The organism is Sorangium sp. So ce406 (assembly GCF_051474675.1).
Taxonomy (GTDB): domain Bacteria; phylum Myxococcota_A; class Polyangia; order Polyangiales; family Polyangiaceae; genus Sorangium; species Sorangium cellulosum_G.
The window spans coordinates 6,509,292-6,531,650 of the sequence record NZ_CP150340.1 but is presented as its reverse complement, the minus strand read 5'-3'; the positions used below and the strand labels follow the sequence as shown (position 1 = coordinate 6,531,650).

The following is a 22,359-nucleotide window of genomic DNA, read 5'->3' as shown; positions in this document are numbered from 1 at the left end:
CGTGACCTGCCGTCGTGACCCGGGTTGGGCGATCCCGGGTTCCGGCGTAAGGACGGGCCGCACGGCTGCCCCGCGCGGCCGACCCCGCTCGCTCGCTACCTGCGCTTCACGCGCCCCTCCGCCGCCGCCTCGCGAGCGTCGCGACGGCCGCCACCGCGCCGAGCGCCGCGAGCGCCCCGCGCGGCGCGCCGCGCCCGGGAACCGTGCACCCGCACGCGTCGTCGGCAGGCTCGGCCGACAGCTCCTTCGCCGGATCGACCACCACGCTCACCTGGTCGGTCGCCTCCAGCACCCCGTCGCTGACCTTCACCTCGAACGCGAAGGTCGTCGCCGCCGCCACCTCGGGCGCCACGAAGGTCGCGCGCGCGCCGTCGCCGGTCAGCTCGACCGCCGGCCCCGCCGTCTGCGTCCAGGAGAACGTCAGCGCGTCCTCCTCGGGATCCGAGCTCCCCGACGCGTCGAGCGTCACCAGCTCTCCGACCGCGACCGTCTGGTCCGCGCCGGCGTCCGCCGCCGGCCCTCCCTGGCACGACGCCGTGTCGGGGACGATCGTCGCGAACGGCTTGTTGGTCACGCCCGCGAACCCGATGTCGTCCAGCTCCCAGCCGGTGTCGCCCGCGGCCTCGTCCGTGCCCACCCGGAACCGTACCCGCACCGTCTTGCCGGCGAACGCCGTCCCCAGGTCGACAGCCACCCGGTCGAGGTCGGGCCACGAGGGGCTCTCGCCGACATACCCCCTCCGCCGGCCCAGCGGATTGCCCGATTCATGGGTGATCCTCCCGCTGTAGCCCGGGTCCGCGTACCGCCCGAGGTCCTCCCACGTCTCGCCGCCGTCGGCGCTGATCTCGATCACCGCGCCGTCCCAGAACAGCCCGTCGCTCGCCTCGAACTGGTGGCGGTGCGCGAAGGTCAGCACGAAGCGCTCGGTCTCGCTCACCTCCAGGGCGGGCGACACAAGCGTCGCGTCGGACAGGCTCCCGAGGTCGACCCCGCGCCACACGCGGTTCGACGCGGCGCCCTCGGCGCGCGACCAGACGAGGTCGCTGGAGAGACCCTCGACGGTCCACGTCGTGCTCTGCGTCTCCACGCCGTCGACCGCCGACGACGCCGGGACCTCGTCGTAGTTCACGCGCCGCACCAGCGCCTCCACCCGCGTCGGCGTGCACGCCTCGGCGCTCTTCAGCGTCAGGCGGAGCTTCAGGTCCTCGGACGGCGCGACGGTCCGGTCGAGCTTCACCGCCACCTTCGCCGTCCCGGTCGCGAACGGCGCGACGTCGCCGAACGACACGCGCCCGCCGTCCGGGAACGTCACCCCGTCGCCCGGCCCCTCGACCGTGGCCACCGCCCCGGTCAGCGGCGCCGTGCCGCGGTTGACGATCTCGATCGTGACGGTGCCAGACTCCTCGGCGTCGAGCAGCCCGTCGCGGTCGCAGGAGCCTGCGCTGTCGTCGAGCTCCGCGCGGACCAGCGAGATCTCCGGCTGCACCTTGAAGCTCTCGACCACGCCGGAGAGGTCGTACGCGTCGGCGCGCGGCGACGCGGCGCACGTGCCGGCGCCCCGCCGCGCGAACGCCTCGGCCAGCGCGAGGAAGTCGCCGTGATCGCTGGCGAGCGCCGCGGCGAGGATCGCGTCGCGCTGCTCGGTGAACGTCGGGTTCGCCGGGGCGACCTTCATGCCCGCCACGACGTAGTCGCTCATCCGCCGCCGGGTCTGCTCGAACGCCCGCGGCGGGGTCAGGTCGCCGCCGTGCCGGATCAGCGCGACGTACGCCTCGAACAGCATGCTCGCCCAGACCTCGCCGGCGTTGTGCACCTCGGAGTTCTCGGGCGCCGTGACGCTGAGCGGGTGGTCGGGGAGGCGCGCGTCATCGGAGATGTGCCTGAACGTCAGCCCGTTCCTCGAGAAATCGACGGAGTAGGGCGCGCGGCGGATGCCGAAGTAGATGTCGCCCATCGCCGCGCTCCCGTAGCCCGAGATCGGGTAGACGCCGTCGAGGTCGTCGCCGTCGCGGATCATCATGTGCAGCGCGATGAAGTCGCCCCACCCCTCGCTCTGCGCGCCGCACATCTGCGTGCCGCACGGGACCAGGCGGAGGTGGATGTAGTGGCCCCACTCGTGCGCCACGATGGTGTTGTCGATCGTGCCGTCGCGCTCCACGCTGACCTCGCGGGTCATCGTGACCGTGAGCGGCTCGCCCCCGCCGGCGAGCGCCGCCCGGAGCGCGCGGCCGTCCTCCAGCGAGATGCTCTGGGCCGGCGTCGTCACGTCCGGCGCCTCGCCGGCCAGCCGCGGGGCCCCGTCGCTCTCGCGGTTGTTGGCGATGAGCAGGCCGACGGCGCCCGCCGCCTGCGCGTTCTGCGCCTTCTCGGCGAAGGTGCACCCGCCCCGGTCGACCAGGGCGATCTTGCCAGCCACGTCGCTCGTGAGCGGCCCGCACGCGTCGCCCCGGGGCGCGGTGTCGTCCTCGCCGAGGGCGAGCTCGCCGGTCACCTCGTACTGCTGGGGCCCGAACATGGCCGTGTTCGAGGCGTAGCTGGCGTTCTGCGGCGTGACGCTCAGCGACCGCTGGTCCGGCCCCGACCACAGGTACATCTGCATGCGCGGCGGCGCGCCGTCGTACGTCGCGTCCATGTTCGCGTTGTCGCGGCTGCCGCCGGGCGCGTCGTCCTGGGCCTCGGCGAGGAGCGGGTCGCCGTCGAGGCCGCCCCGGCCGAGGTTGTCGCGCTGCGCGTTGCCGGCGGCCTCGTTGAAGCCGGAGTCGTAGTACCAGTCGTGGAGCCAGTTCGTGACGTAGAAGACCTGGGTGACCGCCGCCATGATCTGCTCGGGATCGGCGAGCGGCTCGGCCGACGGGTCGTAGACGTGGTCGAACGCGCGCGGCCCCGTGAGCGTCGCGCGCGTGTCGCCGCTGGAGAACCCGTCGGGCGCGCTGTGGTCCGCGTAAGCATCGACGTTGTTGCCGCGGGTCGAGGTCGCGTCGTCCGGCAGCCACGGGTCGGCGCCGCCGTCCGGGCTCGTGTTGAAGCCCTCGATCGAGATGAGGCTCGGCGCGATGAACCGCGGGGTGAAGCCGTTCGGCTGCCCGGTCGGGTGCGGCGAGAAATCCGCGAGCGGCCCGTCGAGCGGGACGTGCTTGCCCCCCTCCTCGGCCCAGACCCGGTAATCGAACGCGGCGGCGTGGGAGAGGTTCTCCCGGTAGAGATACCGCCCGTCGTCGGCCCCGAACACCCACGCATACGCCTCGGAGCTCGTGCTCGTGGCGTCCCCGGAGATGAGCTCGACGAAGTGGCCGGGCACGAGGCGGTCGGGCAGCGGAAAGAGGACCTTCTTGACGCGCGCCGGCTGGGTGAAGCGCAGGCTCCCGAGGCGCGAGCGCGCGTGCCCGGTGTCCGCGAGTTCGAACATCCGATACCCGCCCTTCGCCCCGGGCAGCTCGCGGAGGTCGACCGTCTTGATGTCGACGCCGTGCGCGTCGCGCACCGCGCGGACGACCGCCTGGGCCGGCGCGCGCGAGAACGCGCGGCTGCGCTTCGAGCCGGCCCGCAGCGAGCCGGCGCCGGGCGGCAGCGCGACGGCGGACGCGTGCAGGTTGCCCGCGAGGGCGACCAGCGCGAGGTCGCGCTTCATGAGCACCTTGAGCTCGCTGCGGAAGACGGGGACTCCGTCGACGTCCTGGCCGAGCGTCACGACGATTCCGCCGCGCCCGGTGTCGTGCACGTGCCGCACCACGGCGGTGTCGAGCGCGGCCTGCGGCAGGTTGTAGAGGCGCGCGTACCGCTGCACGTACCAGCGGGCGGCGGCCTCGGCCGAGCTGTGCGTCGCGGCGGGCGGGCGGTGCTCCGGGGAGGTCGCCCACACGAAGGTGGGCACGCCGCGCTGCGGATCGGTCGAGGCGACGACGGCGCCCGGCACATCGTCCTGCGCGACGCGGGCCACGCCGGCGGGCAGCGCCGCCGGTTCCTTGTAATAGGCGTCGTGGTTCGGGCGCTCCCGCGCGTGGGCGAGTGGGCCGGCGAGCAGCGCGAACGAAAGCGCGGTGTACCGAACTGAAACCTTCATGTTCCTCGATTCTCCGACTCCGAGGGAACGACGCCTGGCCGGACGCGCGCGAGACAGAGGTGGCCGCGCGCAGCGTCCCCGGGGCGCCTCGCGCCCACCCGTCGAATCCGCGACGCCAGGCACCCTAGCCACAGTGTGCGTGCAAGGGAAGCTCGGCGTCTCGCGCTCTGACACGCCCCGTAAGGCGCCTCTCATGCGGTCTCGTCGGCTCTGCGCCACGCTGCAAATCGGGCGGAAGCGAGCTCATGATGGAAATCGCAAGGAGGCCTCGTGGCGCGCCCCATGAATCCATGAATGTCATGTTGAGCCCGTCGCCTTCACGTGATCGCGCGGGGCGGACCGACCCGTCGCGCGATGGCGGTCGCGTCACCGGGTTGGTGGCGGGGGCGGCTGTCGCGCGCGGGCTCGTCCGGGGGTCGGTCTGGCCTCATGCGGTGCGTCGCGGCGCGCGCTTTGTGGGGTCGCGAGCCAGCTCACCGGCTGGGCAGCGGGTATGACGAAGCGCTGACACGCGGAACGAGCTCCGGGAACTATCCTCACAAAACCGAACGTGATCCACACCTTGCACCTCGAGACCAAGCTCGTCTCCGAAGAGCTCTGCGATCTTTTGCGTCAGGTTGATCCCGCGGTCTTCGCCTTCCGCGACGAGCCCGAGGTCCGCGCCCGGGTCGATCGGGTGGCGTCCCGGCTCCGGGAGCTCGTCGTCGCGGCCGAGCGCGACGACGCGGCTGGCGCGCTCGAGCGGCTCCGCGAGCGCCTTCGCGCGCTGCTCGCCGCGGTGGAGCGAGCGACCCCGACCAGGACGCCCTCGCCCAAGGCGGCGTGGATCGCGTTTCAGCGGGAGGTGCAGCCCGCCTACGAGTCGCTGGTGCTGACGCTGCGCGGCGTGGTCGTCGCGCCGCCGAGCGTCAGGCCGACGAACCACGCGCGCAGCCTGTGGCATGTTGCCTCGGGGCTCTCGGTGCTCGGGCTGATCCAGCTCTTGCCCGAGCGTGGCTGGCTCGTCGCGGTGAGCGGCGCGTTCGCGGCGGCGGCGTGGTCGATGGAGATCGCCCGTCGGGTGAGCGAGCGGGTGAACGATCGGCTGATGGGGTTCTTCCGGCTCGTGGCTCACCCGCACGAGCGCTATCGGGTGAACTCGTCGACGTGGTATGTGACCGCGCTCCTGCTGCTGGCGCTGTTCGGCAACCGGCTGAGCCAGTCGCTCGCGGTGGTGGTGCTCGCCGTGGCCGACCCGGCGGCGGCCCTCATCGGCCGTCGGTTTGGCCGGACGCGGTTGCTCGACAATCGCTCGCTGGAGGGGACGCTCGCGTTCTTCGCCGCGGGCGTGCTGAGCTCCTTGCTCGTGATGTGGGCGCTCGGCCCGGCGTCGCTCTCCTCGCGCCTCCTCCTGGCCGCCGTCGCCGGCCTTGCGGGGGCGGCCACCGAGCTGTTCTCGTCGCGGATGGATGACAACTTCACCATCCCTGTCGCCGTGGCGGCCGCCGTGACCATTGCCGGCGCGGGCTGAGTTCGAGTCGCCTGGCCCGGAAGCGAGCTCAGCTTTATCATCGCCCGCAGCATGATGCGGTGTGCTGCCGGGAGTCCTCTGAGCTCTCGCGCCGCGCCGAGCTAACGATCCGGTACAGAGATGAGTCCGGCCGCGATCAGGATCGTGCGCTCGGCGAGCCGGCTCGGATGGTTTAGCTGCAACAGACGAACTGTCGCCCGAGCCACCGGCGTCAGACCAGCGATGGAGCTCCCAGCAATCTGGAAGTGATCGCGCCAGCGCTGGCGGCGTGGATGGAAAACGGCTGCGAGCTCCCCGGTCTCCGGATCGAACGAGGCGAGATCGCTCCCCTTGTACTTGTTGCAGAGCGCACACGAAAGCGCCAGATTGGCCTCCGTCGTCTCGCCGCCGTGCTTCTGCGCCACGATGTGATCGATCTCGTGCGCCGTGAACGCCAGCGACTCGGGGTACAGGCAGTACTCGCACGCGCCTCCGGCTCGCTCATGAACGAGCCGTCGCAGCGCCGTCGGGATATGCCTCATCGCTGCTGCAGCTTCAGCGCCGCTTTGGCTTTCGCGAGCCGTACCAGGTGCTCGACGGCCTGATAGCGCTGCCATTCCTCCTCTTCCACGGACGAGAGTCCCACGGCCCGGTTCTTTTCGAGCAGCTCGCTCGTCCGTGCCTGGAGTTGAGGCGTCGGGCGGAGCGCCAGGACCTCCTCCGGGGTGGGCAGGCCGGCGAGGAACTCCAGGATGTCCGAAGCGCCCGAGAACGAAGTCACGGACGAGGCATCCAGCTCGCGGAGGCCCAGCTCCAGGATGTTGGGCAGACGGTCAGAGAGCGGCCGCAGCCGGTCCGCGAGCTCGTCTGGAAGGTCGAGGGTGATGGCGGCCATGTGGGCGTACTCTCCAGGAGACGACAGATCTAGCACGTGACGTGCGTACCGGCATGAGGACGCGAGGGCCGTCCACGTCGTGAGGCGCTGCCCGGCCTCTCGCCCCGCCTGTAGCCGGAGCGCCGGGGCCTTCGGAGTTGCCAGCGCTCAGCCGGCGGCGCTCGCCACGCGACTGGTGCTGGCGGTCGCCGGCCTGGCCGGGGCCGCCACCGCGCTGTTGTCGTCGCGGGCTGTTCTCGTCGCGGATGGATGACAACTTCACCATCCCTGTCGCCGTGGCGGCCGCCGTGACCATCGCCGGCGCGGGCTGATCTCAGGGGATCTCGCCGCCGATCTCGATCGCGAGGCGATCGAGATACTGTCTCATGAACTCCGCCCGTCGCACGCCCTCGCGGCGCCCGGCGGCGGTCTTGAGGCTCTCGGCGGTCTTGAACAGCTTCACATGGAAGTGATCGATCGCGTTCTCGCGATCGTTCCACGGTCTTCGCTCGGCGAACGGGTCCTGCGGGTCGTAGAACCGCACGCCCATCAGGCCGCCCACGGCGAAGCAGCGCGCGATCCCGATCGCCCCCAGGCCATCGAGGCGATCTGCGTCCTGAACCACCTCGGCCTCGAGCGTCCTCGGCTCGATTCCGGCGCTGTAGCTGTGGGCCTCGATGGCGTGGGCGATGTCCGGGAGAAGGCCCTCGGGATATTCGATGCTCCGGAGGAAGACCAGCGCCTCTTCCGCGGAGAGCCGCGAGGCCTGGGAGCGCCTGGGATCGTTCTTGGGGACGTTCACGAGATCGTGCAGCCACGCCGCGGGGACGACGACGTCGAGCCTGGCCCCCTCGTCCGCCGCGAGGGCCTTGGCCGTGGCGACCACCCGCGTGAAGTGCGCCAGATCGTGGGCGGGGTCATCGCCGAGGTCGGTCGCCTCGAGCTTCTTCACGAAGAGCGGTTCCCAGTGCTTCATCCCCGCCTCTTACTCCGCGGACACGGACACGCGCAACGTGGACAGGACGGGTGAACGCATTCCAGCAGGGAAAACAACCCCTCTCGGCCGAACCCGGATGTGACGATGTACGCCTGCGGGATCCGGCTCCCCAGAACCAACGCTCTCGTCTTCTTTCCCAGCACGTCGATCTCGTCCTTGAAACGGTGGTGATGCGGGCTTCACCTGGACAGCCCACGTTGTTTCCCTCGGCGTCCATCGCGCGCGCAAGGCGCGGTATCAGGACGGCATCTTGCTCCGCTGGTGGAGGATGAGCTGCGTCCGGTTCATCAGCTTGATGCCCGCCCCCTCGAGCTCCTCCAGGACGGCGACGCGGAGGTTGTGCATGCTCCCGTCCTCTTCCACCGCGCGGTACCAGGCGGTGAGCGTCAGGTCGAGCGACCCATCCTCCATGTCGGTCAAGAACACCGTCGGCGCCGGCTCCTGCGCCACCCCGCCGGCCCGCTTGCCCGCGCGCACCAGGGCCTCGATCGCCGGCCCGAGCTCGCGCAGCCGGCCCTCCACGGTGACCGTCACGGCGCCGCGCAGCAGCCCTCGATCCGAGTAGTTCACGATCGGGCCGTTGGTCACCGAGGCGTTCGGGATCACGATCTTCTCGTTGTCCGTCGACACCAGCGTGGTGTTGAAGAGCCCGATGTCCTCGACGACGCCCGTGTGGTCCCCGATGGCGATCTTGTCGCCGAGCTGGAAGTGCTTGAAGAAGAGGATGAGCACGCCGCTCGCGAAGTTGCTCAAGCTCCCTTGCAGCGCCAGCCCGACCGCCAGCCCGGCCGAGGCGACCACGGCCACGAGGCTGGTCGTGTGGATGCCCACGGTCTCCATCGACGCGATGAACGTCGCCGCGAGCACGACGTAGCGGAGCATCGACGCCAGGAACCGCGTCAGCGCTTGATCCAGGTGAGTCCTGGCCAGCGCCTTGACGGCGAGCCGGTACGCCCACTTGCTCCCGAGCCAGCCTGCGATGAGGAGGGCGACCGCAGTGGCCATCGCCTTGAGCGTGGCGAACGAAGGTACCAGTTCCTGCAGGTCCATGGGCGACGGCCGCGCGGGCGCCGCCCGGGCCTCCCGGGCGTAGAGGATCTGCCCCCCGGCCTCAAGGCCCGTCGATGAGCCAGCCCGCGCGATGCGCCGCGGAAGGGCGCAGCGGACCGGCCGTCGCTCGCCGGATTTCCGGCGAGCGAGCTAGGCCGCCGGGTGCGCCTCGCCGTTCCCGTTGCGCAGGGGAGGCGTCGCCGCGAGCTGCTGGATGTGCACGTGCTGGCCCGGGACGGGCAACCCCATCTTGCCGAGCTCCTCGCGGATGACCTTGGTGGTCGCGAAGTACACATCCCAGTAGTGATCGGTATGGCAGAAGGGCCGGACGGCCAGCACGGGCCCGGCGAGGTTGAACTCCAGGATCTCGACGGTCGGCGCCGGCTCCTTCGCCACGTTGGGGATGAGCGCAAGACGCGCCCTGAGCCGCGTGATCGCCGCCTCGTGATCCGCGCCGTGCGCGAGCTGCGCGGTGCAGTCGACGCGGCGGAACGGGTTCGTGCTGTAGTTGTGGATGGTGTCGCTGAAGATCTTGCTGTTGCCCACGATGGTGCGGACGTTGTCCGGCGTGTCGAGGGCGGTCGCGAAGAGGCCGATGGAGTGGATCGTGCCGGTCACGCCCCCGGCCGTCACGTAGTCGCCCACCTTGAAGGGGCGCAGGAGGATCATGAAGATACCCGCCGCGAGGTTCGACAGGAGGCCCGACCACGCCATGCCGACGGCGATGCCGACCGCGGCGAGGAGGCTCGCGAACGTGGTCGTCTCCACGCCGAACACGCTGAGCACCGCGATGACGAGCAGGATGTTCAGCAGCACGGACGTCGCCGACTCCAGGTAGTGAGCCAGCGTCACGTCGAGCTTCTTCAGCGGCCCGCTCCGCTGCATCAGCGACAGGATTCCCCGGATGATCACGCGGCCGATGACCCAGACCAGGATCGCGCCCACGATCTTCCCGCCGACGTTGACCCCGAGCGCTACCCCCATATCAACGTACCGCTGAACTCTCTCGTCCATCTCGAGCCTCCTGGCGGCGTCCTCGCCGCTCGCGGGGGGCCCAGTGCAAGGTGCGTGCGCGCCTCGCATTGCGATATCCCCCCGACCGGCAGCTCTATCACACCGCAATGTCGCCCCGCGAGAGGGCATCAGAGATCTTCGAGCATCAGCCCTGAGGCCTGCGCACCTCAGGTGACCACGGGCAGCCCGGCAAGCCGCCGGGCAGCCCGGCAAGACCGCCCGCCCCCCGCAACTACGGCGCGAGCGACAACCCGCGAACGTACTCCGCGAGCGCCCGCTCCGCGCTCGCCACCGCCTCCTGCGCCCCCGAGAGCTTCGCCGACACCGCCGCGATCCGGTCCTCCTGCTCGCTCAGCGCCTTCAGATAACGCTCCTGGAGCGCGCTCCCCGCGGGCACGACCTTGAGGTTCTGGCGCACGCGCTCCTGCTCGTCGCGCAGCCTCGCGATCTCGGACTCCAGCGCCGAGAGCGCGCGCTGCCTGTCGGCGACCGCGGCCCTGAGCTCCGCGAGCCGCGCGAACGCCGCGCGCACCGCCTCGGGGATCTCGCGCGAGGACAGGTACACCTGGATCTGCTCGCTCGACAGGCTCGTGAGCGCGACCGTGTGCGAGATGGGCTGCTCCAGCGCCACCGTGAGCCGCGCCGTCTCCCCCGCCGCGACCTCCCGCCGGATCCGGTAGCGATCGCGGCTCGTCTCCACGCCCTCCCTGGGCTCGGCCAGCTCCCATCCGGCGAGGCGCGGGTGCTCGATGACCACGACGCGCGGCTCGCGCGCGGCGCCCACGATCGTGTACTCCGTCACCCTGCGCGCCGTCCTGACGATCTCCAGCATGCCGCCCTCGATCCGGGCGCGCGACAGCACCTCCTCGCTCCGCTCCTCGCGGTCGATACGCACCTTCCGGTCCACGGCGAAGCTCACGAGCCGCGATTCCCCCGGCGGCAGCGGCGCGAGGCGCGCGTCGCCGACATAGGTGACGACCCCCTGGTCGGAGCGCTCGTAGACCGTCATCGCCCCTGGGGGCAGGCTCGCGTCGCCGTCGTTGCGCAGCCGCACCGACGCGAGCGGGCTGCGCGCGCTCGCCTCCGGCTGAACCAGCCAGAGCCGCTCCGCCGGGATCTGCCGCTCGATGATCGGCAGGAGCGCCGTCTTCCCGCTCTCGAGCGTGAGCGGCACCGGGAAATGGAACACGACCTGCGTCGCCGCCTCCTCGCGCGCCGGCACCGGCGTCGGGGCGGGCCCGGCGGGCGCTGTGGCCTCCTCGCGGGCCGCGCTCATGCGGTAGCGCGGGGGCCCCGCCGCCCTGGCCGCGAGCGCCGAGGCGCCCTCGTCGAGCCGCGGCAGCACCCGCTCGGCCACGTCGACGGGCACCTCCGGGCGGTTCACATAATAGATCTCGTAGAGCGCCTGACGGAACGTCACCGGGTCGCCCGACACAAGAGTGAAGTCGATGTCCTTCCAGTCCCCGCCGCTCTGGTTCTCCACGATGGCCCACCCCGAGAGCGCGGCGGTCTTCGCGCGTCCATCCGCCGGGACGGTGAGCCGATATGACGTCTTCCAGAGCGGCACCTCGACGACGTACGCCACCCGCACGATCCGCTCGCCCTCGCCGGCCGCGCGCACGACGAGCGCGCGGCGGTTCCGCGCGCGCTGGCTCGCGAGCCCGACGAGCGCCGCGCCGACCTGCCGCCGGAGCCGCTCCTCGACGAGCTCCACGCCCTCGAGCTCCTCCAGGACGACCTGCTTCAGCGCGCCGTCCGACATCAGCGCGAGCCGGTGCCGCCCCTCGGTGCCGCCGCCCGGCACGCCGACCTGCACCGCCGTCACCGCGACGATCCGCCCGGCGATGGCGCCCTGCGCCGCGCGAGTCCGCACCTCGGCGCCGCGCAGGGCGTTCAGCAGGGCGGCCTCGGACTCGAGCGCGCCCTCGTCGAACGGGAGCTCGCGGAACAGATCGCGCAGCGGCTCCTTCCCGGGAAGCGTGATCTTCCCGGCCGCGCCGCGTTCGTCGTAGACGACGATGCTCTTCAGCACGTCGTCCACCTGGTCGAGCCGCACCTCGAGCGTGAGCTCCGCGTCGCCGCGCACGCGCGCCTCGTGCTCGAAATACCCGACGCCGCCCGTGGAGAGCACCACGCGGCGGAGCGGGAGCGCGTCGGCCGCGGCCCCCGGCCGGGCAAGATCCATCGTGTCGGCCGCCAGCGTCGCTGTCGTCCACGCCCCGTGATTCATCGTTGCCTCCCCCCGGCGGAGGCGCGCGACGGCCTCGCCTCGTCGGTTCATAACGCCCCTCCGGGGGGCGTCAACGACGGGGGTCACGGCGGGAGTTCGCGCGCCGCTCCGGCGCGCGTCAACCGCGGCGGGAGGCCTCGAGCCGCTTCACCACGGCGAGCGCCTCGTCGACGTGCCGGGTCGCGCGGATCTGGGAGGAAAAGACATGTCGAATCACGCCGTCTCGGTCGATGACGAACGTCACGCGGCCCGGGAGGAGCCCGAGGAACGACTTGACGCCATAGCGCGCGGCGGTGTGCCCGCCGGGGTCGCTGAGCAGCGTCATGGGCAGCCGGTGCTTCTGCGCGAACTGCTCGTGAGAGCCCTCCGAGTCGGCGCTCACGCCGATCACCTCGGCGCCGGCCTCCGCGAACACGTCGTGCTGGTCGCGGAACGCGCACGACTCCGCGGTGCATCCCGGGGTGTCGTCCTTGGGATAGAAGAAGAGGACGACCGTCTTCTTGCCGCGAAAGTCGGACAGCTTCACCTCCTCCCGCTTCTGCGATTGCAGGGTGAACTCGGGGGCGGTCTCACCGACGGACAGGGTGGATTGGCCGAACATGGCGTCGTCTCTACCCGATGCGCCGCGGCGCGTCCAAGCCCGCGCGGCGTCGCGCGCCTGGACGCGCCTGCCTTCCCGTTGTCCGCGTAGCCCGCCCCGGATCCGGGAGAAGCGTGAGCGAGCGGCGGTGAAGGCGCCCGGAGCGCGTCGGACGCGCGCCGCGGGCCGGCGATCGGGCTACCCTGGGCGCCCCATGGCCACCACGTTCGCTGCGCTGATCTTTCGACCCGCCGAGATCCCGGACCGCGCGCTGTCCCAGGGCTTTGCCGTGGCGCTCGGCGGCTGGGATGTCGCCTCGCCGCGCCTGTTCGTCGCGCCGCTCCCGGGCGTGCCCGGCTTCTGCGCCGCCTACTACGCCAGCGGCGACCCGGCCGTCGCCGGCGGCGACGAGCTCGACCACCTCTCCGAGCTCTTCGAGGACGAGCTCTCGCCGCCCGTCGCCGTGCTCGACGCCGCCGCCGAGCTGGGCCACCCGGGCGCGACGGTCTTCGCGCTCGTGTTCTCGGAGGAGATCGTCCACGACGACGGCTGGCGGTTCGAGGCGAGCGGCTACGTCCGCCATTTCGTGAGGGAAGGGGAGGAGGGCATCGAGGCCGGCGTGGAGACGCCCGACCGGAGCGACCTCGTCGCCGTCGAGGTCGAGCTTCCGGACGACGCGACCGAGCAGCAGGAGCGCGAGGCGATGGACAGGGCAATCCGGCCGCACCGCGGCTCGACGTACCTCTCGGCCGAGCTGGGCGCCCCGGTGCTGGGCGCGCTCATGGGGGGCCTCTTCGCGCCCGAGCGCCGCGTCGACGTGCGCCTCGTCGCGCCGGGGCCGGCGTCGATCGCGGGCGAGGTGAGCCGCCTGAACCGGGTGCTCCGGCGCGAGGACGGCCGCGGCGCGCCCGCGTCCCTGCCGCCGGTGCGCGGCGTCGCTGCGCCGTCGACGTACGAGGCGTTCGCGCGCGCGTACGACTGGGCCGACCCGGCGGATCCGGAGGATCTCTACCGCGAGCTCGCGATCGGCGCCGTCGAGGGCACGCTGCGGTTCCTGCGCGAGGACGAGCTCCGCGGCCACGAGCGGGAGCCCGGCTGGGAGGCGGCGGCGGCGCGGCAGCTCTACCCGATCGCGCGGCTCTCGGGCTCGGCGCTCGGCGGCGGCGCGGCGCAGCGGGCCGTCGTCGCGCTCGGGCCCGACGGTGAGCAGCTCTGGATCGTGCGCGGCGGCACGAGCGCCGCGCCTGCCGGACCCACGTTCGGCGAGCTGCTGCGTTACCTCTCGCTGGGGTGGTCGCGCCGGAGCGACGCGGAGGAAGACCTCATCGGGGCGCTGATGCTGCGCGCGCGCCTCAGGTCCCTGGCGGGTTGACCCTGAGAAACCCCCTCATTCCTGCTGGCGCATGCCCGCCCGCGAGGAATCAGGTGGCGAGGCGTGCAAGTGCGGTGATGATGCGTTCGGGGATGTCGGCGGGCCAGGGAAAGACGCGGCTCACGGCACGTTGGTGCGCGAACCCGTGCAGGCCGAGCCACAGCGCGATCGCGTCGGCGACGGGGTCGGTGCTGGTGGAGTACCCGGCGGTGACGCAGCCGCCGAGGGTGTCGGTGAGGATTTGCAGGGCCTCCCGGCCGAGCGTGGTCAGGTCCCGCTCCGTCACGGAACTGTCGCCCAGGGTGGGCATCCAGAGGCCGCCGAACATGGTGCGGTAGCGCTCTGGATGGCTCCGGGAGAATTCCAGATAGGCATTGCAAGCGGCGTACAGCCGCTTTCGTGGATCGTCGCCGGCCTCCTCCACGGCGCAGCGCAGCTTGCTCTCCAGTTCGGTGAAGGCCTGCTGCACGACGGCCAGCATGATGGCCGGCTGGTCGGGGAAGTGGGGGTAGATCGAGGGGGCGGCGATCCCGACCCGGCGGGCTACCGATCGCAGCGTGATGGCGCGTTCGTCGCCGGCCTCGTCCAGCAGCTCGACCGCCGCGGCGACGATGTCGGCGCGCAGGCGGGCGCCCTCTCCGCGGCGGTTGCGATCACGCGTCGGTTTCGGTGCGGCCGACGCCGCGGTTCTGCTGTCTCCCACGGTGTGACCTTACCCCCAAAAACTTATCGCCGTTAGCTTCTGCAAGCTCAGTGTAATGTAATAAAAATTACATTTTTAGCAGTTGCCGACCAGCTCTCACGGCGTGCGGTGGAACGCCGTCGCCACCGACGGCCACGGCACCGCCGACGTCCTGCCCCTCGCCCAGCAGTCCCGGGATGCCTTTCTCATCGGCGTAGGTTGACAACCGTTAGGTGACGATAATAAGGTTACGTGTGTAACGTGACGTCGACAAGGTCACCTGCATTCTTCAACCCCTCGCCGTTCTCGGCTCGCACCCATTGACCAGGAGGTTCCCGCCATGTTCAGCGCCCGCACCGATGCCGCCACTGCACGTCCCTCGAGCGAGATCGACAACCGCTCGACCTACATCAGCTTCGGGCTCGCCTATGTTCTCGGCCACGGCGCCGCCGCGATCTCCAGGGGAGCCAGCCCCTTGCTCGTCTTGCCCGCCTGGCTGCCCACGACGCTCCTGGGAACGGGGCTCGCGGTCGGCACCGTCTACGCCACCCTTGCCGCCCTCCGCGCCCAGCGCGGCGCGAGCGAGCCCGACGTCCTGTCCGGCAAGTTGATCGGCGCTTCCTGGATCAGCGCCTTCGCCGCGCTGTTCCTCGCCATCACCGGCCTGGCGTACACCCTCGACATGCCTGACCTGCAGTCCATGCTCTGGCCCACCGGCTCCGGTCTCGTCGTCGGCCTGATTTACCTCGGCGAAGGCGCCGTCCGCCGCAACCTGCTGCACTACGGCCTCGGCACCTGGCTCGCCCTGATCTCCACCGCAGCGCTCTTCCTCGGCACTCCCGGCATCTTCTGGGTCCTCGCCATCGCCGGCGGCGGCGCCTACGCCGTCGCCTCGGTCCTCGAGCCCCGTCGCCTGACCGCGCGCGCGAAGCACGCGCAGAGCTGACACCCCGCGTCCCGGAGGCGGAGCGCCTCGCCGAGCGACGGTCGATCAGAGATGGATGCGGTACGCATCGCGTTCGGTGGCGGCTGCGCGGACGGCGTAGATGCCGGGGTCGTCGAGGACCAGGTGGAGCACGCCCGCGTCCCGTTCGTTGTGGGCGAATACGCTCACGAGGATCCCGCCCTGCTTGACGCCCCGCTCGTAGCGCTCCGCCCAGTGCTTCGGGACATCGGCAGAGATGAGGATCTCGCGCAGGCCACCGGTGAGCCCGGCGCCGACCGCGCTCGCCACCACGGCCGCCAGCGGGCCGGCCACCACGAACCCGAGGTCGGGGATCACGGCGCTCATCGCGACGGCGGCGCCGAACGTGTGCGCCGGCGGCGTTCCGTCCGGAACCCTGAAGCACCTGTGGCGCGTCGCGTCGGTCATCAGCAGGCTGACGTCCTGTCGCGTGTAGCCGCAGTCGATGATGCGTTCCGCCGCCGCTTCCGCCTCGTCACGCGTCTGCACCAGACCAATTACGAGCTTCGCCATGAGAGACCTCCTTCGCGTGAGCGCGTCCCCGCTCCGGGCCCCCACGCCGGATACCGCACGAGCCATGCCAGTTTGAAAATTCTCATGCATCCATGGGACGCGCCGAGTTTCGCCGCGGCTCCATCCAGGGCGAGTGAGGCGGGATGTCGCACTGCGCCCGCTGTGCCTCGCCTTCTGATGCCAACTTTCGCCTGTACAGCGCGATATTCCGTGTTTTGCAGCGCGCACGGCGCAAGAACGCCCTGACAGGAGGTCTCGTCCGGCCGGTACGGCCGCATCCGCGCGCACGGGACGCGTGGGGCGGCCGGGCACGAGCATGGCGGCGCGAACGCCGCCTCAGAAGCCGATCGTGTCCTCGATCGGCGGGGGCGTCGGCTTCGTCGCTGTCGCGCGCCCGGTCGTCGCCTCGCGCGGCGTGGTCCGGCCGCGGCCGTCCGTGGTGCCGCGCGGCGCGGTGGTCGCGCCGGGCTTCCCTGCCGCCGGCGCGACCGTCCGGGCTCCCGGCGCGCCCGCCTGGGCCGCCTGGGCGCCTGTCGCGCCCGCCCGGGCCGCCTGGGTACCCGTCGAGCCCGTCTGGGCCCCCTGGGGACCTGCCGCGGCGTCCGCCGTGGCCGCCTTCGCAGGCTCATCCTCGATGGCCGCCCCGGGCTCCACAGGCGCAATCTGCCCCGGCGCCGCGGCGCCGCCCTGCGCAGACGGCCCGGCCGGCTGCGCTGCGCCCGGCGCCCCCTGCCGGGCCGCCAGGTCGTCCGACGAAGGTGTCACGTCGACCTTGTGCGACCCTTTCGCCGCCAGGAACACCACCACCGCCACGAGCGCCCCGAGGGCGAGCGCCGCCGCCAGGATCGCCGGCGCCCACCGGCGGGATCCATCCGACCCCGACGTCGCCATGCCGGCGAGCGTCCGCCCCGGCGTGCCGGTCATCGAGAGCCGCGCGCCCCGCGCCGACGGCGCGCCGCTCCCCGGCCCGGAATCCGGCTGGCCGGTCGTCGAGAGCCGCGCGCCCTGCGACGCCGGCACCGGCGTCGGCGGCCCGAACAACACCGGCTGCGACGCGACCCGGGCCGCGCCCGCGTGGCTGGTCCGGTCGCCCCCGGACGAGGGGTCGTTCGTGAACGCCGTGCGCGCGATCCCGAGCGCCGCGTGCTCCAGCGCCTCGGCCATCTGCCGCGCCGACCCGAAGCGCGCCGCGGGATCAAGCGCCAGCGCCCTCTTCATCCAGGCGTCGATCGCCGGCGAGAGCTCCGGCCGCAGCGCGCTCGGCGGCGTGAAGATCCCGGTGTGGAGCACCACCGACAGCGCGCCCAGCGTCTCGCCCGTGAACGGCACCTGCCCGGTGAGCGCGTGGTAGGCGACGACCGCGAGCCCCCAGAGATCCGCGCGGAAATCGACGTGCTTCGCGCTGAGGAGCTGCTCGGGGCTCATGTAGAGGGGCGTGCCCAGCACGTGCCCTGTCGACGTCACGCCGAGCTCGCCCTGCGGCGCGCCCTGGACCCGCTTGGCCACCCCGAAGTCGACCACCTTCACGAACAGCTCGCCCTCGACGTCGAGCAGGAAGATGTTGTCCGGCTTGACGTCGCGGTGGACGATCCCGAGCTGGTGCGCCCGCCCGAGCGCCTTCGCCGTCTGCGACACGATCGTCGTCACCTCGAGGGGCGGCAGCGCGCCGAGCCGCTGGATGCGGCTCTTCAGGTCCTCGCCCTCGAGCAGCTCCATCACGATGTACGGCGCGCCCTCTTGCGTGACGCCGTGATCGAAGACCTGCGCGACGTGCGGGCTCTTGATCTGCGCGGCCGCCATCGCCTCGCGCCGGAAGCGCTCGACGAAGCCGCTCTGCTCCGCGTAGGCCGGCGACATGAACTTCACCGCCACCTGCGTGCCCAGCGTGAGGTGATCGGCCACCCACACGCTCCCCATCGCCCCCTTCCCGAGCTGGCGCGCCAGCCGGAGCGTGCTCGTCACGTGCTGTCCGGGGTTCATCGGGGGTCGTTCTCCATCAGCCGAGCTTCATCAGCCGAGCCGCCGACCCGAGGAGGTGTCCTGTGCGCGAAGCGCGGTCCTCCGGGCGTCTGCGCGCACAGCGTACAACAAACACCCCGGACCGTCACCAGCGAGCGCGCGGACCGCGCACGTCGCAGGGGCTCTCGGATAAGCTTGCGCCATGCGCGAGGGCACGCTGGTCGCAGGCCGGTTCGAGGTGCACCGCCTTGCCGGCGCCGGCGGGATGGGCACGGTGTACCGGGCGACCGATCAGCTCACCGGCCGCCCCGTGGCGCTCAAGGTCGCACCCCCGGAGCTCGCGCCCCGCTTCCGCCGCGAGGCGCGCCTGCTCGAGGCCGTGCAGCACCCGCTCATCGTCCAGCACATCGCGCACGGCACGAGCGACGACGGCGCCCTGTGGCTCGCGATGGAGTGGCTCGACGGGGTCACGCTCGGCGCGCGCCTCGAGCAGGGCGCGCTCCCCGTCGTCGACGCGCTGCTCGTCGCGCACCAGATCGCCGAGGCGCTCGCCGCCGTGCACGCGCTCGGGATCACGCACCGCGACCTCAAGCCGGGCAATGTGCTGCTCCGCGACGGCCGCGTCGACGGCGTGGTGCTGCTCGACTTCGGCGTCGCGCGCGCGGCCGCGTCGACCACGCTCGTCACCGAGGCGAGCTCGCTCGTCGGCTCGCTCGGCTACGTCGCGCCCGAGCAGGCGCGCGGCGACGCCGACGTCGACGCGCGCGCGGACGTCTTCGCGCTCGGCGTGCTGCTCTTCGAGAGCGTCGCGGGGCAGCGCCCGTTCGCCGCCGACGACCCGCTCGCCGAGATGTGCCGCATCCTCCTCGAGGAGGCGCCGCGCCTCGCCGATCGCCGCCCGGACGTCCCGCCCCCCATCGACGACCTCGTCGCGCGCCTGCTCGCGAAGGACCCGGCCGCGCGCCCCGCCGACGGGCGCGCCGCGGCCGCCGCGCTCGCGGAGACGCGCGCCCTGCTCGCGCGCTCGCCCGGCGAGGGCGCGGGCGGCGCGCCCGCCTCGGTGACGGGCGACGAGCGGCGGCTCATCAGCGTCGTCCTCGTCGACCTCGGCGCCGCGGACCCCGAGCCGGCGAGCGATCGCGGCGCCGAGCGCGTCGTCGCCGAGGTCGCGGAGGCGTTCGGCGGCGAGCGCGTGCGGCTCGCGGGCGGCACGCGCATGGTGCTCCTGACCTGGCAGGGCGACGAGGCGCTCACCGGCCGCGGCGGCGCCGGCACCATGGTCGCGTTCGACCTTGCCGCGCGCGCCGCGCAGTGCGCGCTCGCGATGAAGGCGCGCCTGCCCGGGCGCCCGGTCGCGCTCGCCACGGGCCGGGCGCAGGTGGGCGAGCGCCTGCCCTCGGGCGACGTGATCGATCGCGCGGTCGCGCGCCTGCGCGAGGCCGAGGGCGACGTGCGCATCGACGAGGTCACGGCGGGGCTCGCCGCCCCGCGCTTCGAGGTGACCGGCGACGGCCCCTCGTTCCTGCTGAAGGGCGAGCGCGACGGCTCGGAGCCCGAGGGCACGCTGCTCGGGCGCGTCACCGCGTTCGTCGGGCGCGATCGCGAGCTCGCGATGCTCCGCGGCCTCTTCGAGCAGAGCGCCGACGAGCCCGTGGCGCGCGCCGCGCTGGTGCTCGGCGAGGCCGGCATCGGCAAGACGCGCCTCCGCTGCGAGCTCGTCCGCGCCGTGCGCGACGGCGACGCGCGCGCGTCGGTCTACGTGGCGCGCGGCGAGCCGATCGCCGCGGGGGCGCCGTTCGGCATGCTCGGCGAGATCGTCCTCGCGGCCGCCGGCTGCCTGCCCGGCGAGCCGATCGAGGCGCGGCGCGGCAAGATCCGCGACCACGTGGCGCGCGTCCTCCCCGCGCCTGCCGGCGACGCGCGGCGCGTCGCGTGGTTCCTCGGCGAGATCGCGGGCACGCCGTTCGACGATCCGGATCCGGAGCTCGACGCCGCCCGGGCGGACGCCGTCCTCCTCGGCGATCAGGCCCGCCGGGCCGTGCTCGACTGGCTCGCCGCGCGGTGCGATGCGGGGCCGGTCGTGGTGGCGCTCGACGACATGCACTGGAGCGATCACGCCTCGGTCGCGGTGCTGGACGAGGCGCTCCAGGCGCTCTCGGATCGCCCGCTGCTCGTGCTCGGCTTCGCGCGCCATAGCGTGACCGAGACGTTCCCCGGGCTGTGGGGGCAGCGCGGGGTGCAGCACATCAAGCTCGGCCCGCTCAGCCCGCGGGCGTCCGAGCGGCTCGTCCGCAGCGTGTTCGGCGACGAGCTCGCGCGGTCCGAGGTGGCGCGGCTGGTCGAGCACGCGGACGGCCACCCGTTCTTCCTGGAGGAGCTCATGCGCGCGCGCGCCGAGGGCCGCAGCGACCTGCCGCCCACGGTCGTGGCGCTGATGCACACGCGCATCGAGGCGCTGCCGGCCGAGGCGCGGCGCACCCTGCGGGCGGCGAGCCTGTTCGGCGGCAGCTTCTGGCCCGAGGGGGTGCGGCAGCTCCTCGGCGCCGGCACGCCGATCGAGTCGGTCGACCGCTGGCTGAAGGGCCTGCTCGAGGAGGAGCTCATCACCCGGCGCAGCGGCTCGCGCTACCCGGGCCACGACGAGCTCACGTTCCGCCACGCGCTGGTGCGCGACGCCGCCTACGGGATGCTGACGGACGGCGATCGCCGGGCCGGCCATCAGGCCGCGGCGCGCTGGTTGCGCTCGGTGGGCGAGCGCGACGAGCGCGTGCTGGCCGAGCACGCCGAGCGGGGCGTCGAGGCCGAGCGCGCGGGCGGCGTCGTGTCGCTCGCAGCGCGCCGGCCTGCGTAGGCGGCGCGCGCGATTACGACAACACGGAAATGGGGCGAGGTTGATGAATTTACATTGACGTGATAACTCGCCGCCCAGAGTATCGAGCATGGATTCGTCTGGACTGGGCGCTGTCGGTCCCTACGAGTTGCTGTTGCAGCTCGCCACGGGCGGCATGGCCGAGGTCTTCATCGCCCGGCGCGCCCGGGCGTCCAGCCCGGAGGGGGCGGGCGCCGCGGCCGAGGCGGGTGGCACGGCGGGGGCGGCCGGGGCGGCGACGGTAGGGACGGCCGGCGCGGCCGAGGCGGCGGGTGCGGCAGGCGCGGATCCCGGGCGCGAGCCGCTCGTCGCGCTCAAGCGGATCCGCGCCGACCTGCGGTACGAATCCGGCTATGCGGCGATGCTCTTCGACGAGGCGGGCATCGCGTCGCGCGTCGCGAGCCCGAACTTCGTGCCGATCCTCGATTACGGCCTCGACGAGGCGGGCGCGCCGTACATCGTGATGGAGCTCGTCGTCGGGGTGACGCTCAAGCACCTCACGCGGCCTCCGGAGATGCTCGATGTCGGCGACGCGCTCGATCTCATCGCGCAATCGGCCGACGGGCTGCACGCGGCGCACGAGGCGCGCGACAGCTCGGGGGAGCTGCTCCAGGTGATCCACCGGGACATGTCGCCGTCGAACATCCTCGTCGGCGTCGACGGGCGGGCGAGCATCTGCGATCTCGGGCTCGCGTACGCCCTGCGCCGCACGACACGGACGAAGACGGGAACGGTGAAGGGGAAGCTGAGCTATCTCTCCCCGGAGCAGGCGCACGCCCGTCCGCTGGACCGGCGCTCGGACGTGTTCTCTCTCGGGGTCGTGGCGTGGGAGGCGGTGGCCGGCAGGCGGCTGTTCATCGGCAGCAGCATGCTGTCGATCCTCCACGCCGTGCTCGAGCGGGAGGTGCCGCCGCTCTCGAGCGAGCGCGAGGGCGTGGGGGAGGCGGTCACCGCCGCTGTCGCGCGGGCGCTCGAGCGCGACCGCGACGCGCGCTGGCCGACCGCGGCCGATTTCGCGCAGGCGCTCCGCGCCGCGGCCGACCGCGAGGGGCACGCGCCGTCGCGCGGGCGCGTCGGCGCGCGCGTCGACGCGACCCTCCCGGAGCCGCTGAAGCCGCTGGCGTCTTCCTATGCCCCCGGCGGCCCGCTCGTCACGCCGGAGATCGTCGCCGCCCTGCGGTCGATGCACGCGGCGGGGGTGGTGGGCGAGGGGGACTCCAGCGGGATGCTGGCGCCGCGGCGGCCCTCGCACGGCTGACCGCCAGCTCACCGTCCGGTAAGAAAAATGTGATCGTTCACATGTTCGAGCTCAAACGAGCTGACCGCCCGCGGCCGTCCTCGATCCCGGCTCTGCCTGCGCGCCGCCGGAGCGCGCTCCAGGCGCCGCACACAGCAGGCGACAGCTCTCGACACGCCGGTCGCCCCTCCTGACGCGGCGCTCCGGAGCCGCTCGAACGGCCTCTCCTCTCCCGGGCTCGAGCACGCGCGGAAGCCGGCCGATTTCAAGTTGACACCGAAAATGTGATCGTTCACATTGCGGTCAGGGGCATCCTTTCGCTTCGCTCTTCGAGCGGGGCGTCACGCGCGCTGCGACCTTCGTCATCGGGTCGATCGTGGCACCGATTCCGTTCGATCGGTCGTCACGGAAGCGCAGCGTCCAGCAATGCAGTGGCTGATGGGGTCCCCTCGGCGCGTCGTCGAGGGAG

At 72.5% G+C, this 22,359-nt stretch carries 16 protein-coding genes; 5 read left to right on the top strand and 11 right to left on the bottom strand.

Translation table 11 applies throughout. The annotated features are described in order from the left end of the window. Nucleotides 1–106 precede the first annotated feature (106 nt). On the bottom strand, nucleotides 107–4,060 hold the full coding sequence (locus WME96_RS23995; protein WP_437283912.1) for a M36 family metallopeptidase: 3,954 nt from the start codon (nucleotides 4,058–4,060) through the stop codon (nucleotides 107–109). Between the two features lie 550 nt (nucleotides 4,061–4,610). Between WME96_RS23995 and WME96_RS23990 the strand changes: the two genes are divergently transcribed. Then, complete coding sequence (locus WME96_RS23990) at nucleotides 4,611–5,570, top strand: diacylglycerol/polyprenol kinase family protein (protein WP_437283911.1); 960 nt, start codon at nucleotides 4,611–4,613, stop codon at nucleotides 5,568–5,570. Between the two features lie 101 nt (nucleotides 5,571–5,671). On the opposite strand, the gene WME96_RS23985 is transcribed toward WME96_RS23990, so the two are convergent. The 7 genes from WME96_RS23985 to WME96_RS23955 form a co-directional block, all read right to left on the bottom strand. Then, nucleotides 5,672–6,091 (bottom strand): HNH endonuclease, encoded by a 420-nt coding sequence (locus tag WME96_RS23985; protein WP_437283910.1) that lies wholly within the window; start codon nucleotides 6,089–6,091, stop codon nucleotides 5,672–5,674. Further along, nucleotides 6,088–6,444 (bottom strand): hypothetical protein, encoded by a 357-nt coding sequence (locus WME96_RS23980; RefSeq protein ID WP_061620903.1) that lies wholly within the window; start codon nucleotides 6,442–6,444, stop codon nucleotides 6,088–6,090. Before WME96_RS23980 ends, WME96_RS23985 begins: the two co-directional genes overlap by 4 nt. A gap of 313 nt (nucleotides 6,445–6,757) precedes the next feature. Further along, nucleotides 6,758–7,399 carry an HD domain-containing protein gene (locus WME96_RS23975; protein WP_437283909.1) on the bottom strand — a complete coding sequence of 214 codons (642 nt, stop codon included), beginning with the start codon at nucleotides 7,397–7,399 and terminating at the stop codon, nucleotides 6,758–6,760. Between the two features lie 258 nt (nucleotides 7,400–7,657). Then, nucleotides 7,658–8,470, bottom strand: coding sequence for a mechanosensitive ion channel family protein (locus WME96_RS23970; protein ID WP_437283908.1), 813 nt, complete (start codon nucleotides 8,468–8,470; stop codon nucleotides 7,658–7,660). A gap of 150 nt (nucleotides 8,471–8,620) precedes the next feature. Then, nucleotides 8,621–9,484, bottom strand: coding sequence for a mechanosensitive ion channel family protein (locus WME96_RS23965; protein WP_437283907.1), 864 nt, complete (start codon nucleotides 9,482–9,484; stop codon nucleotides 8,621–8,623). A 232-nt stretch (nucleotides 9,485–9,716) separates the two neighbouring features. Then, entirely contained in the window at nucleotides 9,717–11,714 is a 1,998-nt protein-coding gene (locus WME96_RS23960) for a DUF4139 domain-containing protein (protein WP_437283906.1), read from the bottom strand. A gap of 118 nt (nucleotides 11,715–11,832) precedes the next feature. Further along, complete coding sequence (locus tag WME96_RS23955; RefSeq protein WP_437283905.1) at nucleotides 11,833–12,315, bottom strand: peroxiredoxin; 483 nt, start codon at nucleotides 12,313–12,315, stop codon at nucleotides 11,833–11,835. Between the two features lie 193 nt (nucleotides 12,316–12,508). Between WME96_RS23955 and WME96_RS23950 the strand changes: the two genes are divergently transcribed. After that, complete coding sequence (locus WME96_RS23950) at nucleotides 12,509–13,666, top strand: hypothetical protein (RefSeq protein ID WP_437283904.1); 1,158 nt, start codon at nucleotides 12,509–12,511, stop codon at nucleotides 13,664–13,666. Nucleotides 13,667–13,715: 49 nt separating this feature from the next. Here the strand turns inward: WME96_RS23950 and WME96_RS23945 are convergent, their stop codons facing one another. Further along, nucleotides 13,716–14,369: a TetR/AcrR family transcriptional regulator gene (locus tag WME96_RS23945; RefSeq protein WP_437283903.1), complete on the bottom strand. Its 654-nt coding sequence runs from the start codon at nucleotides 14,367–14,369 to the stop codon at nucleotides 13,716–13,718. Nucleotides 14,370–14,688: 319 nt separating this feature from the next. On the opposite strand from WME96_RS23945, the gene WME96_RS23940 reads away from it, so the two are divergent. Then, nucleotides 14,689–15,294, top strand: coding sequence for an ABC transporter permease (locus WME96_RS23940; RefSeq protein ID WP_437283902.1), 606 nt, complete (start codon nucleotides 14,689–14,691; stop codon nucleotides 15,292–15,294). A gap of 45 nt (nucleotides 15,295–15,339) precedes the next feature. Here WME96_RS23940 and WME96_RS23935 read toward each other — a convergent pair whose 3' ends face one another. Further along, entirely contained in the window at nucleotides 15,340–15,825 is a 486-nt protein-coding gene (locus WME96_RS23935; RefSeq protein ID WP_437283901.1) for a hypothetical protein, read from the bottom strand. A gap of 336 nt (nucleotides 15,826–16,161) precedes the next feature. Further along, nucleotides 16,162–17,805, bottom strand: a complete 1,644-nt coding sequence (locus WME96_RS23930) for a serine/threonine-protein kinase (protein ID WP_437283900.1) — start codon at nucleotides 17,803–17,805, stop codon at nucleotides 16,162–16,164. A gap of 181 nt (nucleotides 17,806–17,986) precedes the next feature. On the opposite strand from WME96_RS23930, the gene WME96_RS23925 reads away from it, so the two are divergent. Both WME96_RS23925 and WME96_RS23920 read left to right on the top strand, forming a co-directional pair. Next, complete coding sequence (locus WME96_RS23925; protein WP_437283899.1) at nucleotides 17,987–20,635, top strand: protein kinase domain-containing protein; 2,649 nt, start codon at nucleotides 17,987–17,989, stop codon at nucleotides 20,633–20,635. Nucleotides 20,636–20,723: 88 nt separating this feature from the next. After that, complete coding sequence (locus tag WME96_RS23920) at nucleotides 20,724–21,911, top strand: serine/threonine-protein kinase (RefSeq protein WP_437283898.1); 1,188 nt, start codon at nucleotides 20,724–20,726, stop codon at nucleotides 21,909–21,911. Nucleotides 21,912–22,359: the final 448 nt, after the last annotated feature.